The organism is Rhizobium sp. BK176, from assembly GCF_024808055.1.
Genome location: NZ_JANUBV010000030.1, coordinates 38,746 through 54,628, shown reverse-complemented (window position 1 = coordinate 54,628; position 15,883 = coordinate 38,746). Strand labels below are relative to the sequence as shown.

General features: G+C 59.1%; 20 protein-coding genes and 1 pseudogene. 15 read left to right on the top strand and 6 right to left on the bottom strand.

The window, feature by feature from the left end:
- Positions 1–537, top strand: a 537-nt coding sequence (locus FHT76_RS37625; RefSeq protein ID WP_259186596.1) for a hypothetical protein, incomplete at its 5' end; no start/stop codon positions are given.
- On the opposite strand, the gene FHT76_RS37620 is transcribed toward FHT76_RS37625, so the two are convergent.
- Positions 534–983: a DUF411 domain-containing protein gene (locus FHT76_RS37620; RefSeq protein WP_259131692.1), complete on the bottom strand. Its 450-nt coding sequence runs from the start codon at positions 981–983 to the stop codon at positions 534–536. The genes FHT76_RS37625 and FHT76_RS37620 overlap by 4 nt on opposite strands.
- 155 nt (positions 984–1,138) lie before the next feature.
- On the opposite strand from FHT76_RS37620, the gene FHT76_RS37615 reads away from it, so the two are divergent.
- Entirely contained in the window at positions 1,139–1,342 is a 204-nt protein-coding gene (locus tag FHT76_RS37615; RefSeq protein ID WP_183758298.1) for a heavy-metal-associated domain-containing protein, read from the top strand.
- An 82-nt stretch (positions 1,343–1,424) separates the two neighbouring features.
- Here the strand turns inward: FHT76_RS37615 and FHT76_RS37610 are convergent.
- A pseudogene (locus FHT76_RS37610) lies at positions 1,425–1,654 on the bottom strand (multicopper oxidase domain-containing protein); the annotation flags it as partial.
- A 977-nt stretch (positions 1,655–2,631) separates the two neighbouring features.
- Here FHT76_RS37610 and FHT76_RS37605 point away from each other — a divergent pair.
- Both FHT76_RS37605 and cueR read left to right on the top strand, forming a co-directional pair.
- Positions 2,632–5,109, top strand: coding sequence for a heavy metal translocating P-type ATPase (locus FHT76_RS37605; protein WP_259131688.1), 2,478 nt, complete (start codon positions 2,632–2,634; stop codon positions 5,107–5,109).
- 55 nt (positions 5,110–5,164) lie between these two features.
- Positions 5,165–5,632 carry a Cu(I)-responsive transcriptional regulator gene (cueR, locus tag FHT76_RS37600; protein ID WP_183758294.1) on the top strand — a complete coding sequence of 156 codons (468 nt, stop codon included), beginning with the start codon at positions 5,165–5,167 and terminating at the stop codon, positions 5,630–5,632.
- 3 nt (positions 5,633–5,635) lie between these two features.
- Here cueR and FHT76_RS37595 read toward each other — a convergent pair whose 3' ends face one another.
- Both FHT76_RS37595 and FHT76_RS37590 read right to left on the bottom strand, forming a co-directional pair.
- Positions 5,636–6,166 (bottom strand): cytochrome c, encoded by a 531-nt coding sequence (locus FHT76_RS37595; protein WP_183758293.1) that lies wholly within the window; start codon positions 6,164–6,166, stop codon positions 5,636–5,638.
- 291 nt (positions 6,167–6,457) lie between these two features.
- Positions 6,458–6,694 carry a hypothetical protein gene (locus FHT76_RS37590; protein WP_259186594.1) on the bottom strand — a complete coding sequence of 79 codons (237 nt, stop codon included), beginning with the start codon at positions 6,692–6,694 and terminating at the stop codon, positions 6,458–6,460.
- Positions 6,695–6,737: 43 nt separating this feature from the next.
- Here FHT76_RS37590 and FHT76_RS37585 point away from each other — a divergent pair, with 43 nt between their 5' ends.
- From FHT76_RS37585 to FHT76_RS37575, 3 genes are read left to right on the top strand one after another with little or no spacing between them, the layout of a single operon-like run.
- On the top strand, positions 6,738–8,885 hold the full coding sequence (locus FHT76_RS37585) for a copper-translocating P-type ATPase (protein ID WP_259186600.1): 2,148 nt from the start codon (positions 6,738–6,740) through the stop codon (positions 8,883–8,885).
- On the top strand, positions 8,882–9,070 hold the full coding sequence (locus FHT76_RS37580) for a DUF2933 domain-containing protein (protein ID WP_183864897.1): 189 nt from the start codon (positions 8,882–8,884) through the stop codon (positions 9,068–9,070). The genes FHT76_RS37585 and FHT76_RS37580 overlap by 4 nt, the downstream gene beginning before the upstream one ends.
- Entirely contained in the window at positions 9,070–9,573 is a 504-nt protein-coding gene (locus FHT76_RS37575; protein ID WP_183864896.1) for an SRPBCC family protein, read from the top strand. Before FHT76_RS37580 ends, FHT76_RS37575 begins: the two co-directional genes overlap by 1 nt.
- Positions 9,574–9,966: 393 nt before the next feature.
- Here FHT76_RS37575 and FHT76_RS37570 read toward each other — a convergent pair whose 3' ends face one another.
- Complete coding sequence (locus FHT76_RS37570; RefSeq protein ID WP_183864895.1) at positions 9,967–10,164, bottom strand: hypothetical protein; 198 nt, start codon at positions 10,162–10,164, stop codon at positions 9,967–9,969.
- Between the two features lie 1,065 nt (positions 10,165–11,229).
- On the opposite strand from FHT76_RS37570, the gene FHT76_RS37565 reads away from it, so the two are divergent.
- Entirely contained in the window at positions 11,230–11,430 is a 201-nt protein-coding gene (locus FHT76_RS37565; RefSeq protein ID WP_183758285.1) for a cold-shock protein, read from the top strand.
- Positions 11,431–11,737: 307 nt separating this feature from the next.
- On the opposite strand, the gene FHT76_RS37560 is transcribed toward FHT76_RS37565, so the two are convergent.
- Positions 11,738–11,920 (bottom strand): DUF3606 domain-containing protein, encoded by a 183-nt coding sequence (locus FHT76_RS37560; protein WP_183758283.1) that lies wholly within the window; start codon positions 11,918–11,920, stop codon positions 11,738–11,740.
- 110 nt (positions 11,921–12,030) lie between these two features.
- On the opposite strand from FHT76_RS37560, the gene FHT76_RS37555 reads away from it, so the two are divergent.
- From FHT76_RS37555 to arsH, 7 genes are all read left to right on the top strand, one after another.
- A complete protein-coding gene (locus FHT76_RS37555; RefSeq protein WP_210296796.1) occupies positions 12,031–12,282 on the top strand; it encodes a hypothetical protein in 252 nt (83 codons plus the stop codon).
- A gap of 77 nt (positions 12,283–12,359) precedes the next feature.
- Positions 12,360–12,719, top strand: coding sequence for a helix-turn-helix transcriptional regulator (locus FHT76_RS37550; RefSeq protein WP_183758281.1), 360 nt, complete (start codon positions 12,360–12,362; stop codon positions 12,717–12,719).
- A complete protein-coding gene (gene arsN2, locus FHT76_RS37545) occupies positions 12,707–13,150 on the top strand; it encodes an arsenic resistance N-acetyltransferase ArsN2 (protein ID WP_259131677.1) in 444 nt (147 codons plus the stop codon). Before FHT76_RS37550 ends, arsN2 begins: the two co-directional genes overlap by 13 nt.
- Positions 13,151–13,165: 15 nt before the next feature.
- Positions 13,166–13,693 (top strand): arsenate reductase ArsC, encoded by a 528-nt coding sequence (locus FHT76_RS37540; RefSeq protein ID WP_183864893.1) that lies wholly within the window; start codon positions 13,166–13,168, stop codon positions 13,691–13,693.
- Position 13,694: 1 nt separating this feature from the next.
- Positions 13,695–14,753 (top strand): ACR3 family arsenite efflux transporter, encoded by a 1,059-nt coding sequence (gene arsB / locus FHT76_RS37535; RefSeq protein WP_183864892.1) that lies wholly within the window; start codon positions 13,695–13,697, stop codon positions 14,751–14,753.
- Positions 14,750–15,178 (top strand): arsenate reductase (glutaredoxin), encoded by a 429-nt coding sequence (arsC, locus tag FHT76_RS37530; RefSeq protein ID WP_183864891.1) that lies wholly within the window; start codon positions 14,750–14,752, stop codon positions 15,176–15,178. Before arsB ends, arsC begins: the two co-directional genes overlap by 4 nt.
- Positions 15,171–15,881: an arsenical resistance protein ArsH gene (arsH, locus tag FHT76_RS37525; RefSeq protein ID WP_183864890.1), complete on the top strand. Its 711-nt coding sequence runs from the start codon at positions 15,171–15,173 to the stop codon at positions 15,879–15,881. Before arsC ends, arsH begins: the two co-directional genes overlap by 8 nt.
- The last annotated feature ends 2 nt before the right edge of the window (positions 15,882–15,883 follow it).

The window sequence follows — 15,883 nt, the reverse complement described above, 5'->3', positions numbered from 1 at the left end:
CAGCTTGCCGGCAGTGGCACGTTGATCAGTCCGGCTCACGCCGGAGAGCATGGGACCAGAGCCGTCCAGTTACACCACTGCAGTGGGCACGATCCAGCAAAATGCTTCGTATTGAAATCCGGATGGCGCATGATGTGCGTTAGCTGCTGTTGCAGCAACAAGTATCAACAAGGCAAGGACAAGCCGCATCGTATTCCCCCGCAAATTTCGATCCGTCGGCAGTATCTTATTTTACTTCTGTCTAAAGTATGGCTGAAGTATTCTTCTCCCAGCAGTCGATCGGTGAAGTCGAAATCCCGTGCCAATGGCGGATTGCGACCAAGCTGCCTTGTTAGAACGCGTAACTTCGCATTGGGAGAAACGACTACGTCACACCGCCGGAAACGACACCGCAATAGTCCCAGCCTGGTACGCGAGCATGGTCTCGTCCCCAAAGATGTAACGCTGGCAGCCGACCGTCAGACGGTTATGATTGCCGCACTGGTTGTAAGCGCCGCGATCCTGGCTTTCGGCGTGAATGCCCTGATTGGGTCCTAACCGCCCATGCGCATGTAAAGCGACGGCTTCATGTCAGGCTTTGTAAGGCTGTACACCTCATAAGAGGCTTGGTGGTCGTCTCCCATTCCAAGCGAGCCAACCGGCATACCTGGCACGGCAAGTCCCGCAATCGGAGGTTTCTCGTTCAACACCTTCTCGACGGCCTCCAAGGGGACGTGCCCTTCAAAGAAGTAGTCGCCGACCACAGCGGTGTGGCACCCCTGCATATCTTCAGGGATACCGAGCCTGCCCTTTATCGACATGAAATCATCCTCCCGGACCACGACGTTGAAATCGGCATTCACCATTGCGAGGGCCCAAGCTCCGCAGCAGCCGCAGCTGGGATCTTTATAGATGTCCATCCGAGCCCGCGACGCTGACGCACGCCGGGTAAGTGTGGCAATCGTGCCTGCTGCCGCCAGACACATGAAAGCTCTACGTTTCATGCTCTTCTCTCCTTTCATTGGTGTTCAAGCTCATTTCAGGGCCATGATCGACGCCCGTTTCCCTTCGACATTCTCCTGAACGTTTGCAGGTTCTCTTGACCTTCCCACGATGGCAAACCCCACCTATTTTAAGTCACTTGAATCGGAGACCTTCCATGTACGAATTCAATATCCAGAACATGACCTGTGGCCACTGCGCGGGCACGGTGGAAAAGGCAATCAGGGCCACCGATCCCACTGCCCAGGCCAAGGTCGACCTTCCAACCCGGACCGCAAAGGTGGAGTCAAAACTCGACCCGCTCACAATAGCGGCAGCGATCGAGAAAGCAGGCTATCCGAATACATTCACATCTCTCTAGTCTTCGGGCAGCGGACAACAACGACCTCCCCCTTGCAAATAGCAGCAGATGCTCCCGGGAATGAACGGGAGCATCCGCGCCATCAGGCCTTGTACCCGATGTGTGTCATCATCCCGCTCGCCATATGGTACAGGTGATGATTGGAACGGCCAACGGCCGGAGTTGTCGGCGTCAAAGGCAATGATCACCGTCGACATCATGGGCACCATTACGGTATCGCGTAAAGCGCCGTTAATAGCCCTCCCGTTGATACCGACGACCTGGAACTTGTGTCCGTGCAGGTGCATCGGGGTGGGACATCATTGACATGTTCCTCTCCTGCAGCGTGTGAGCGTGCATCCAGTGGGTCCCGCGCTCTCGGAGGCGAAACTTATCGTGGCGGGTTTGGCCAGGCTTGCACCAGCTGGATTATCCGGCACGCAGTCCTGATCCCACGGCGGCGTTAGACCGTGCCAGTGGATCAGCGTCGGGGCGTCGATCTGGACAACTCAACATCGAATGGAGCGCCGGCGTCGAGCCTCAATCCTGGCGACTCATACGACCGAGTTATGCCAAGCACATTCGCGGCCTGCCGTTGACCTCAATTGTTCGCTTGACGATGCTAAGTCTTTGGGTCGATCCGGCCAGTTGCGTAGCTGGCGCTGTCCCGGCACTTGCTTGCCGAATAGCGAGAGGGTTGGTCGCGCCATAGATAGCCGCCCCGGCCACCCTGCAGGTGAGAAAATCGCGTCTGTACATGTCACTTGTCCGGTTTCGAGGGTAGGCGCGCAATGCAGCAACGAAAAACGTCAGACAGCAAGCCGGGCGGGTCGAGCCCGGGCGGTACCGAATGTCCCGTCAGCGGTGAGATCTGGACCAGATAGACGACAGGGTGGGATAAGTGCAGGAACTCGGAGGCTCCTGAGGCCAATGGCCCTGCGCGCACTGAGCAAACCGAGACGCAGCAGTTCCCGGCCGTCGAATGCGACGGTTCGGAATGCCGATGGCCCGCCATCTCTGCCCTATGATCCTGCACCAAGACGTGGGCGGAGGAGGGAATATCGAGGCAGGGCACAGCGTGAGCTGCGGCAAATGGCGCAAACACCAGGCCGATGGCTAGGATAACCATCGTCGCAATAAGCACCAGTGTTCGATCACGGCCATGCTGTTAGCTTATTAGGGACTGAAGGGAACAGTAAACACGTTGGCGTGTCACGCCGTTGATCCATATCAACAAGGTGAAATGAGACCCTTGACCTTCCCATTATGGGAAGGATTACTTATCTGTGCAGTGAAATGAGGATCCTCCCATGACTGCGCTCTCCCAGTTCGAAAAAAACCTGGCACATTCCACTCCGACCGAGTTCGAAATCGAGGGCATGTCGTGCGCATCCTGCGTCAGTCGTGTGGAGAAATCGATCAAGGCCCTTCCTGGCGTCGATAGCGCATCGGTCAATCTCGCCACAGAAAGAGCCAGCGTCACATTCAAGGATGCCGTCGATCCTGCTTCGGTTCTGCGCGCCATCGAGGACGCAGGCTATCAAGCCAGGATCGATACGCAAGAATTTGGCGTCGAAGGAATGACCTGCGCCTCCTGCGTGGCCCACGTCGAGAAGGCGTTAAAGGCTGTGCCAGGGGTCATCGATGCGTCCGTCAACCTTGCGACCGAGCGGGCGACCGTGCACGTGGCGGCGGGGGCTGTTCAGACCCCGGTACTCGAAGCTGCGGTGAGGAATGCCGGATACGACGTCCGCCGCCTGCAAGCACCACAGGCCCTTGAAGACAAAGACCACCGAGCGACCGAAATCTCCAAGCTCAAAGCCCTGCTAGCGGTCTCTGCAGCGCTGACCTTGCCGCTCTTCCTGCTGGAGATGGGTTCTCACTTCATCCCGGCCGTTCATGAGTTGATCATGGACAGCATCGGCATGCAGAACAATCTTTACCTGCAGTTCGTCCTCGCAACCGTTGTCCTGTTCGGACCTGGCCTGCGATTCTTCCAGAAGGGCGTACCGAACCTCCTGCGTCGGACGCCCGATATGAACTCGTTGGTGGTCCTCGGAACCACGGCTGCGTGGCTCTACTCCGTCGTGGCGACCTTCGCGCCGCGCTTGCTGCCGTCCGGGACTGTCAACGTGTATTACGAGGCTGCTGCGGTCATCGTGACCCTCATCCTGCTCGGGCGTTTTCTCGAGGTCCGCGCCAAAGGGCGGACCAGCCAGGCCATCAAGCGGCTGATCGGCCTCCAGGCCAGGACTGCTTTCGTGTCGCGCAACGGTGCGTTCGTCGAAACCGAGATCGAGGACGTGGTCGTCGGCGACATCATTCGCATCCGGCCGGGCGAGAAGGTGCCCGTCGATGGCATCGTCGCAACCGGTAGCTCATATGTCGATCAGTCGATGATAACAGGCGAGCCGATACCGGTCGAAAAAACAGCCGACAGCGAGGTCGTCGGCGGTACGATCAATACAAATGGCACGTTCACCTTCCAGGCGACCAAGGTGGGCAGCGACACCCTTCTGGCGCAGATCATCAGGATGGTCGAAGCGGCGCAGGGATCGAAACTGCCGATTCAGGCTCTGGTCGACAAGGTGACAGGCTGGTTCGTCCCCGCGGTCATCTTCGCCGCAGCATTCACCTTTGTCGCCTGGTATGCGCTTGGCCCGTCGCCCGCCCTGAGTTTCGCACTGGTTAACGCGGTGGCAGTCCTCATCATCGCGTGCCCATGCGCCATGGGTCTGGCGACGCCAACATCGATCATGGTCGGAACCGGCCGCGCGGCCGAACTCGGCATTCTCTTTCGGAAGGGAGAGGCTCTGCAAAGCCTTCGCGAAGCCGATATCGTCGCTTTCGACAAGACCGGCACCCTGACGAAGGGTCGCCCTGAACTGACCGATATTGAGGTCCGGGACGGATATGCGGAAATCGAAGTCCTGCAACTGGTCGCCAGCGTCGAGACCCTGTCGGAGCATCCGATTGCCAAGGCATTGGCGGCAGCGGCTTGGGAACGGGGCATTCGTGCTCTCCCTGTCACCGACTTTCAGGCGAACCCCGGCTTCGGCATTGAAGGCTCGGTCAACGGCCGAAAGGTTCTGGTCGGTGCTGACCGCGCCTTGGAGAAAGCGGGTATCGACATCGGCCAATTCCGTGAGAAAGCCGCCGCTCTTGGCGATCAGGGGAAGTCACCACTCTATGCGGCCATCGACGGCAATCTCGCAGCGATTATCGCGGTGTCTGATCCTGTAAAGGAAACAACCCCAGCAGCCGTGGCTGCGCTCCATGCGCTCGGCCTGAAGGTGGCGATGATCACCGGAGACAACAAACGCACCGCCGACGCAATCGCCCGCCAATTGGGTATCGACGAGGTCGTCGCCGAAGTCCTTCCGGACGGCAAGGTAGAGGCCGTGAAGCGTCTGCGGGCCGGTGGCAGAAAGGTTGCCTTCATTGGCGATGGTATCAATGACGCTCCGGCTTTGACCGAAGCGGACGTCGGCCTCGCTGTCGGCACGGGCACCGACATTGCAATCGAAAGTGCGGACGTCGTGCTGATGTCTGGCGACCTGAACGGCGTACCGAAGGCCATCGCCCTCAGCAAATCGACGATCCGGAACATCAAGCAGAACCTGTTTTGGGCCTTTGCTTACAACGTGAGCTTGATCCCGGTAGCAGCAGGCGTGCTTTACCCGGTAAACGGCACCCTGATGTCACCGATATTCGCAGCAGCAGCCATGGCGATGTCCAGCGTCTTCGTACTTGGAAATGCGCTACGTCTCCGCTCTGTAAACCCATAACCCATTACGAAGCGGGCTGGCCTGGAAGGGCCGCCCGCATTCAAGGAGATCGAACATGAATATTGGACAGGCCGCAAAGGCGAGCGGCGTTTCGGCGAAAATGATCCGCTACTACGAACAGATCAAGCTGATCACGCCCGCTCACCGGACGGAGTCGAGCTATCGAACCTACGCCGACAACGACATCCACACGCTGCGCTTCATCCGCCGGGCACGCGATCTCGGCTTTTCCGTGGAGCAGATGAAGACACTGCTCGCGCTCTGGCGAGACCGTTCTCGCGCAAGCGCGGACGTCAAGAGCATCGCCATGGAGCACATCGCCGAACTGGAACGGAAGGCAGCCGCCATCCATGCGATGACGGAAACCCTGAAACATCTTGCGACACACTGCCACGGCGACGAGCGTCCGGACTGCCCGATCATCGAGGAGTTCGCAAATGCAGGTGATGCGGATGACGTTCCAGCCATGAACGCTCCATTCGGCGTAAACGGTATCAGGGCTGAGCAGCCGGTACGACGGTGACTGCTATTCCATGCGGAACCTGACATGACAGCTCGTGCAGGTCTGCAGCATAAGGTGGAAGGCATGCTCGGCAGGGAGGGATGAAAGCTCGGCCTCGCTCTGGACATGGGTCCCGAGCGGCCCGCCGCCCATCGGCTCGCCGGGCTTCATTCGCATGCTGTCGGTCATAACCGCCGGATTCTTCCCGGCGGCCACAGCCAGCGCCGCCGCATAGGACTTGAGGTCATTTGCCAGGCGGTCGAAACGGTCACGTTCCTCGATGATATTTGGCTTCGCCTTCGAAGCCGGAGATGCGGCTTCCGACGCGAAGTGGTCGATCAGCGTCTGGCCCGCCTTGTCTCGGATAAGCTCGGCTGCCCACTTGAACTCGGGCGACGAATAGGTCGACGGCACCTTGAACATGCCCGCGATGGACTTGGTGGCAGCCGCGATTGCCTTCATATCCGCCTGCCGGACGGTCACGATGTCGCCCGCGCAAACCGCAGCAGACGCGACAGCCAGAAAAATCAATGAACCGACAATAACGGACCTCATGGCATCCCTTCGCTGGCAGGATCGATGAACGAACCTGGCACGGCTCGGCATCGACTTGAATTTGATCAAGATCAATGTCTTACTTTGCGTCTCAGCTATCTACAGACATTGGCAAGATTCAGCCCAGTTCGATTTAGCGACGAGGTTCAAGGACGGAAAGTCATGGTCGCGGTTTTCATCGCAGTCCTGCTCTTCCTTTCCCCTGTGATGCCAAGCTTCACAGCCGACCTCTCCGTTGTTTCCCAAACGCACGTTTCGGCCGACCAGAGTTCTCACGAAGATTGCGACGATTCAAAACCGCACGCTGTCCCTGGCCAATGCTGTGCCTTGCAGTGTCTGGTGTTTGTCGCAGAGGCCGTTGCGCCAGAAGTCCATCACGTTCCGAGTTTCATTGACGTCGCCTACCGGCAACCAGTCGATCACCTGACCGGTGTCATTTTCCCACCATCGCTGGGACCGCCCCGTACCGCTGCCTGACCTGACGAGCGTGGCCATTGCGCGGCCGCGCGAGCTGGCAACGGAAAACACGGAGTGTCTCGTGACAACGGTACATCATCACGACCATGAACATATGGCGGCATCGCCACCGCCTACGATAACCGGCGAGCCGGTCATCTATACCTGTCCCATGCATCCCCAGATACGGCAGCCCGGCCCGGGTAACTGTCCAATCTGCGGCATGACCCTTGAACCCGAAATCGTGACAGAAGAGACCGGGCCCAGCGCCGAGCTGATCGATATGCTACGACGGTTCTGGATCGGCCTGGTGCTTTCTCTGCCAGTCCTGGCGCTGGAGATGGGCGGCCACCTCACGAACCTGCACATGCTTCTCGGCGCTCAGACGTCGAACTGGGTGCAGATGGTTTTGGCCACCCCTGTCGTGCTCTGGGCTGGCTGGCCGTTCTTTCAACGGGGGTGGCAGTCACTGGTCAGTCGTCACCTCAACATGTTTACCCTGATCGCCATGGGAACCGGGGTCGCCTGGATTTATAGCGCGGTCGCGACCGTGTTCCCGGAAATCTTTCCGGAAACGGTTCGCTCAAACGAAGGCGCGGTTGCGGTCTACTTTGAGGCGGCAGCAGTCATCACGGTCCTCGTGTTGTTGGGTCAGGTTCTTGAGCTTCGAGCCCGCGAGCAAACGGGCGGCGCGATCCGGGCCCTGCTCGATCTCGCTCCGAAGATGGCGCGACGCGTGAAACCGGATGGCTCCGACGAAGATGTCGGCCTCGATGTCATTGTGGTCGGGGTCCGGCTTCGTGTTCGCCCCGGCGAGAAGGTACCGGTCGATGGCATCCTTCTCGAAGGTAGAAGCTCGGTCGACGAGTCGATGATCACAGGCGAGTCCATGCCTGTCTCCAAGGAAGTCGGCTCGAAGCTGATCGGCGGCACTATGAATCAGACCGGCGGTTTCGTCATGGAGGCCGGAAAGGTCGGCCGTGACACGATGCTGTCCCAGATCGTGCGGATGGTCGCCGAGGCACAGCGCTCTCGTGCGCCGATCCAGCGGCTCGCCGACCAGGTGTCGGGCTGGTTCGTACCGGTCGTTATCGTCATTGCGGTCATCGCCTTTGTCGCATGGCTGCTGATAGGTCCGGAGCCGCGATTTGCCCATGGGTTGGTCGCAGCCGTCGCTGTCCTGATCATTGCGTGCCCATGCGCTTTGGGGCTGGCGACACCGATGTCGATCATGGTCGGCGTCGGTCGCGGCGCAAGGCTCGGGGTTCTCATCAAGAACGCCGAGGCACTGGAACGGATTGAAAAGATTAACACCCTCGTGGTCGACAAGACCGGGACCCTCACCGAGGGGCGTCCGAAAGTGACAGCCATCATTCCTCGCGACGGCGTGGCGGCTGATGACGTCCTGCAGTTGGCCGCCAGCCTGGAACGGTCGAGCGAGCATCCGCTTGCCCATGCTATCGTCGTCGCTGCTCAAGATCAGAATCTCCCTCTCCAAGACGCGCAAGACTTCGACAGTCCGGTCGGCAAAGGCGTGACGGGGAATGTTTCAGGAAAAAAGCTTATCCTGGGAAGCCACAGGATCATGGCCGACGCTAACGTCGACGTCCTGCCAATGACGGCTCAAGCGGAGGAACTCCGAGACGAAGGCGCAACCGTCATCTTCCTGGCAATCGATGGCTCGCTGGCCGGTCTCTTTGCCATCGCTGATCCGATCAAGGCCACGACACCGCAGGCCGTGAAGGCGCTGATGGAAGAAGGCGTCGAAGTTGTCATGCTGACCGGCGACAACAAGACGACGGCGGCAGCAGTTGCTCGCAAGCTCGGCATCACCTCGGTGGAGGCGGAAGTCCTTCCAGAAGACAAGAGCAAGATCGTCTCGCGGCTGAGGGGCGAAGGCCGCATCGTTGCCATGGCTGGCGACGGCGTTAATGATGCACCTGCACTTGCGGCGGCCGACGTCGGAATTGCCATGGGAACCGGAACGGATGTCGCTATCGAAAGTGCGGGCGTAACCCTGCTGAAGGGCGATCTACAAGGCATTGTCAGGGCAAGGCAGCTTAGCCGGGCGACGATGCGTAACATCCGGCAGAACCTGTTCTTCGCCTTCATCTACAACGCTGCTGGCGTACCGATAGCGGCGGGCGCTCTCTATCCCGTCTTCGGAATCCTCCTCTCCCCCATCATCGCCGCCGCCGCCATGACCCTGTCGTCCGTGAGCGTCGTCGGCAATTCCCTCAGACTCAGGAGTATCGGACTATGAATTCGCGCACCTGGATTTTGATGGCGGCATCACTTGGCATTATCGTCGTGTTCTTCATGCTCCGGGAGCATTGGCCGCACGCGCTTGGCATCGCCCCATACCTTCTTCTTTTGGCATGTCCGCTGATGCACCTGTTGCATGGACACGGTGGTCATGGAGGTCATGACCACAAGGACGGCGCGTGATGACGTACGAGGACTCTGCGATAAGCACCATCGACCTGCTGGCTCCGCCCCAGCAGGTCTTCGCGTTCCTCGATGATCCAACCGTTGTCGGGGCCCATATGCAGAAGCCCTCGCTGATGATGCTGGGGGCTTCCATGGAATACGAGGTCGATCATGGGAACGGGCAAGTTGTCGGCTCCATCGTGAAGATGCGAGGCAGGGTCCTCGGCATGGACGTGTTCGTTGAAGAGATCGTCACCGAACGGCAACCGCCGTGGCGAAAATCATGGCAGACGCTCGGCCGTCCGAAACTGCTGGTCATCGACAACTACCACATGGATTTCGTCATAAAGCCGATCAGAGAAGGCTCCCGGGTGATCGTCAAAATTCAATACTCGTATTCCCGCAGCCCGATTGGCAGCTGGCTCGGCTCGTTCCCGGCGAAAGCATATGCAGGGTTGTGCGTGTCGAAAATGACGTCAGAGGCTTTGAAACACTTCGCATCCCCACGCAATGGCCAATAACGGATAGGCCGGCCTCCTGGGCCTCCCGTCGGCATCATTTCGCAGTTCTCGGCGCAGCGTCGACAAGCGTCGACAAAGCTTTCCATGTTGATCGGTCCATCTTCATGTTGCCGACCAACGACATATCCATCTTCGAGCCGCCACTGGATGACGTGCCCCTCTTGCCCATATCCATACTCTTGCACTTTTCGAGATAGGTCATGTCCTGCGCCATCATGACAACAGGATCAAGCAGCGGGCGCGGACGCTTTATTGCCAGCCGAATATTGCGACTACCGAAGTTTTCCCATGCAAGTGAGCCGCCCGAATGCAAGCTGCGTAGTTTGTCGGTATCTCGTCGACGCAATCATAGCCCGCCACCTTCGCCGATGGCGGGCTCAAATTCGTGAAGTGCTAGGCAAGCAGGTTGCGTTGTGTGGCGACCTCTTCGAGGATGCGCTTGACGCGAAGAACATCTGGCGAAATCGGGCTACCGGCATCGCTGGATGCTCGAACTGCATTATTCAAGTGATCGATCGCAACTAGGATCTCCTCGTCGCCAATGGACTTATCCGTAGCCATACTCTCGGCAACACCGCCGGTATTCAACATGTTTCATCACCTCTTCATTCATTGAAGCGAGGCGGAAACTAGGTGATTTGGTGTTCGTATGCTTTCCGTGTCGAGCTTTGTGGTTACCAAATAATTACTTTAATTACTAACGTCCACGTCGTTTGAGGTAACCGGTTGCGACGGTAGAGGAGCATGTCCCGGATAGTGCGATTCCGGCTGTGGAAAACGATAGCCGCGAGCGCGAACCGCGGTGACGAAACGCTCATATTCTGGCCCGCTTGTAGAACGGTTCGTTCCCGGTAGCGGGATTTGCAATGCCTCACGCCCCCCGGGGGCTAGGACCGGGAGGCCCTGATCCGCATCGTTCTGCCCACGGAATAGCTGCAGTCCGGAGAGGTAGTCAGAGGTCTGAGACGCGGGCCCCGCCTCTTCGTCGTAGGTCGGACATAGCGGCCGCACGTCGACCGGCCGGCGCGGAACGACGTGCTTCAATGTACGAGCCTCAAAGGGGAGGCAGGACGGTTGGCAGCTTTGGCTTTCATTGCAGCAATCGAGTGGTACGCACCGACCAGAGAAATGTTCGGCAGAACTCGCGAGAAGAGGCACGGCTCCACGCAAAATCCGACGCACTATGCCGCGTGAAGTTTATGAAGTTCAGTTGCGTGCGCTGGCAGGAAATCCCGGTGAAAAGCCGCCGCGGCGTAAACTGAAAGGACACCATCCTGGCTGCGGACGATGAAATCGCTGGGCCGCGCCCTAAGAGCTTCAGTCGCGTTGAATACCGTAACAGCAGCCGTGGCGATAACCATATGGCCACGCTCGTAGAATTCACGGACCCAATCCGGCAAAGTGGCCCAACCTGCTCCGAGGAAGCAAATCTCCCGACCCCGTACGACTTCGACCCGCGCAGGTGTTCTTAGATATTCCCGCATTGGTTCCAATCGGGGCTTCACGGCCGCTAGGGGAGCGCCACCGAGAGGGAGGAGGTAGTATTTCCAGCACTTTTCCGCTTTCTGTCCAGGGTTAGTTGGCACCCTTACTTGCCTGCGCTGCCCCTTAGGTCTATCACTTCACCTGGAAGAATCTAAACTATCGGAGAAGTACGTGGCTAACGGAACTGTAAAGTTTTTCAATCAGGACAAGGGCTTCGGCTTCATAACGCCAGTCAATGGTGGCCCGGACGTCTTCGTGCATATCTCTGCCGTCCAGGGCGGATCGCTACGCGATGGCCAGAATGTCAGCTACGAGCTGGGTCAAGATCGCAAGACCGGAAAATCCAAGGCCGAGAACGTACGTCCGGTCTGATCACGACCTACAACAAATTAGGCCCGCGGGAAATCGCACCGCAACCCGCGGGGCTGAAATTATCATGTGCAACTTCATCGAGAGAGCTTCGCCAGCCGAGGGGGATTGGCCATGTCTAGGGATCGGCAGCCACGATTGTGAAGGTTGATAGCTGCGTCGCACGGAAACGACGACGCCTGATCGTCCCACTCGACTTTGTAATATCGATACCATTCCCTGACAGCCTGCGACATGATGCTGTGGTCAGTCTTAGCTTTGTCCTGAGATACCGCCGAAAGGCACGGCTGTTAGGACATACTGGTAGAAGTCAGTGACGGCCGATTTCGGCTTCAACTTTCTTCCGGGAATTGCCAGCATTCCTGACCGCTTCCTTGACGGTATCGTTGGAGACGCCTTCCTTCTTTGCCTCGTATGTTACCTCGTGGTCCTGGCCGCCGGCGACGCGGGCGCGATCCTGTGCATGGCTTCGAGATGTTTGCGTCTTTGCCATTGCATGTCCTCCTTGATCAATGTTCGCAGCAGGAACTCGCTACGACTCCAGTAGTTCCCTCGAAATAACGAATACCAATCGCGCCGCTTGAAGCGACGACTGAAGCCGCTATGCAGGCTCGCACGACGGAAATCAGGATAACCATGCGGTACCTCTGGACACTGGAGCGCGACGGGCGGGAACCGCGGGGTGGTCTTGATGCCGTCGATGCCTTGATCGAATTCCTGCGTTCAGAGGACCTGCCGGGGATCATGCCGCCGGATTGGATCGTCGCGACCCTTCAGATGGATGAAGACGACAACGGCGTCGCTGTCCAATCCTCGCCTCATGGGTGGAGGCTCCGCGTGAAGCGGATGGCATAGTTCGTCCTCAACCACCGGCGCCACGTCGTCGGTCATTCACCCGTTGACAGACAAATTATATCCATTATTCTGGATGTATGGAACCTAAGGACGCTATCGCGGCGCTGGCTGCCCTCGCCCAGACGACAAGGCTCGAAACTTTCCGCCTGCTTGTGAGGGCGGAGCCAGATGGCATCCCCGCGGGAGAACTGGCTCGCATTTTGGACGTGCCGCAGAATACCATGTCCGCGCATCTCGCCACCCTGTCGCGTGCTGGCATCGTGAAAAGCGAGAGGCAAAGCCGCTCTATTATCTACCGGGCGGACCTCGAGGGTTTCCGGGCGCTCACGTTGTTCCTACTTATGGACTGCTGCGGTGGAAACGCTGAGCTTTGCGCTCCTCTCATCGCCGATCTGACGCCATGTTGCTCCCCGGAGTCCGGGCCATGTATGAACTGACGCTCGCCCCCATATGGGCGGCCGAGCAGTTGAAGACGGCGCTGGCCGCTGCCGGGCTACCGATAGACGATGTCGATGGACCCGACAGAGCGTACTTCCGGCTCGTCGACGACGAAAACCAGGTCCTTGGCTATGCAGGTATCGAAGCGGCCTCAGATGAAGCCGTCCTTCTGCGATCCGTGGTGATCGTGCCGGAATTCAGATCGCGTGGATACGGGCGGCATCTCACAGAAATGACACTAGCCCGAATACCCATGGCGTCTGAGGTCTATCTCGTCACCACGAGCGCCGCATCCTTCTTCGAGCGCGTCGGCTTCCAGGTCGTCGCACGCGATCAGGTGCCGCAGACAATTCTTTCCACCCGCCAGCTGTCGGGCATCTGTCCCGCATCGGCGACGATCATGAAACTGACCAGGCGGCCTGCGACCTAACCACGGAACACGACCATGACCGACAAGACTTACAACGTGCTCTTCCTGTGCACGGGCAATTCCGCACGCTCAATCCTCGCTGAGTCCATCCTCAACAAGGAAGGCGCTGGTCGCTTCAGGGCATTCTCCGCCGGCAGTCAGCCCAAGGGCGAAGTGAACCCGCATGCGCTCAAGGAGCTGGACGCCCTCGGCTATCCCTCGACGGGTTTCTCATCGGAAAGCTGGGACGTCTTCGCTAAACCCGGAGCGCCTGAGATGGACTTCATCTTCACCGTCTGCGACAGCGCCGCTGGTGAAGCCTGCCCGGTCTGGATCGGCCACCCGATGACGGCGCACTGGGGCGTCGAGGACCCTGCGGCCGCCATCGGGACCGAGGTCGAAATCCAGCGCGCCTTCGCGCTGGCTGCGCGCTTCCTCAAGAACCGCATCTCCGCCTTCATCAATCTTCCGCTCGCCTCGATCGACCGCATGGCGCTCGAGCAGCATGTCCGCCACATCGGTTCGCTTGAGGGCGCTTCTGTCAAATCCGCAAAGGCCGAGTGATATGTCCACCTTCGAACGATATCTGACCGTCTGGGTCTTCCTCTGCATCGTGGTTGGAATCGCGCTCGGCCATGTCATGCCTGGCGTGTTCCATGGCATCGGCGCGGCCGAAGTCGCCAACGTGAACATCCCGGTCGCCGTGCTGATCTGGCTGATGGTCATCCCGATGCTGCTGAAGATCGACTTCGGCTCGCTGGCGAAGGTCGGCAGCTATTGGCGCGGGATCGGTGTGACGCTCTTCGTCAACTGGGCCGTCAAGCCCTTCTCGATGGCACTGCTCGGCTGGCTGTTCGTCGGATGGCTTTTCCGCCCACTGCTCCCGGCCGACCAGATTGACTCATACATTGCTGGTCTGATCATTCTGGCGGCCGCGCCGTGCACCGCCATGGTGTTCGTGTGGTCGAATCTCACGAAGGGCGAGCCCCACTTCACCCTGTCACAGGTAGCCCTCAATGACGCCATCATGATCGTCGCTTTCGCACCGATCGTCGGACTGCTATTGGGCCTCTCGGCGATCACGGTCCCCTGGGATACTCTGGCGATATCGGTGGTCCTCTATATCCTCATCCCGGTCGCCATCTCCCAGATGGTTCGCAAGCGCCTGACTGCTGATGGCACGACGCGATCCCTGAACAGTTTGCTGGCAAGGCTGCAGCCCCTTTCGCTTCTTTCCCTCCTTGCCACCTTGATCCTGCTCTTCGGGTTCCAGGGCGAGCAAATCATCGCGCAGCCCGCCGTCATCGGCTTGCTCGCGGTGCCGATCCTGATCCAGGTCTACTTCAACTCCGCACTGGCCTACCTGCTGAACCGGATATCGGGCGAACAGCATTGCGTCGCCGGGCCGTCAGCCCTCATTGGGGCAAGCAATTTCTTCGAGCTCGCGGTCGCCGCCGCCATCAGCGTGTTCGGCTTCCAGTCCGGAGCGGCGCTCGCGACCGTCGTCGGCGTCCTCATCGAGGTTCCCGTGATGCTGTCGGTCGTCTGGATCGTGAACCGTACCAAGGGCTGGTACGAGGCCGCGCCCGCCGTTTCCAAAAACGCCGCAACCGAAAGGACATGAACATGGATGTCATAATCTACCACAACCCCACATGCGGGACGTCGCGGAACACGCTCGAAATGATCCGCAATGCGGGCATCGAGCCGAGTGTAATCGAATACCTCAAGACGCCGCCGTCACGAGCCGAACTGGTGAAAATGATCGCTGACGCGGGCCTCACCGTGCGTCAGGCGATCCGTGAGAAGGGAACGCCCTACGAAGAACTTGGTCTCGACGATCCTTCGTTGACCGACGACCAATTGCTCGACGCCATGCTCAAGGACCCGATCTTGATCAACCGACCGTTCGTCGTCACGCCGCTCGGCACGAGGTTGAGCCGGCCGTCTGAAGCTGTGCTCGATATCCTGCCGGACACTCAAAAAGGTGCCTTCGCCAAGGAAGACGGCGAGAAGGTTCTCGACGAGAAGGGGAAGCGCGTTGTCTGAGGAATTTCCCGCTCTCGAGGAGCGGCATCTTCGCCAGCCTGACCTCGAAGCGCTCCGCCCGCGGTTCCCGACACACAAGCCGCGCATCCTGATCCTCTACGGATCGCTCCGTGACGTTTCCTACAGCAGGTTTCTCGCTCACGAGGCACGCCGTCTGCTGGAGCGAATGGGATGCGAGGTTCGGGTGTTCGATCCCAAGGGCCTCCCCCTGCCAGATGAAGCTCCCGTCAGCCATCCCAAGGTGCAGGAACTTCGTGAACTTTCCGAATGGTCCGAAGGCCAGGTATGGGTCAGCCCCGAGCGCCATGGCGCGATGACCGGCGTCATGAAGTCCCAGATCGACTGGATTCCCCTTGCCGTCGGGTCGGTGCGGCCAACGCAGGGAAAGACGCTCGCGGTAATGCAGGTATCTGGCGGCTCGCAGTCATTCAATGCCGTCGGCCAGCTTCGCATCCTCGGCCGCTGGATGCGGATGATCACGATCCCCAATCAGTCTTCTGTCGCCAAGGCATATCAGCAGTTCGATGCCGACGGGCGGATGAAGCCGTCGTCCTACTACGACCGTGTCGTCGACGTCTGCGAGGAACTGGTGAAGTTCACTTTGCTGACTCGCGACGCCTCGTCCTACCTCACCGACCGCTACAGCGAGCGGAAGGAAGACGCGGCCAAGCTCGAACAGCGGGTTCAGCTGAAGTCGATCTGATC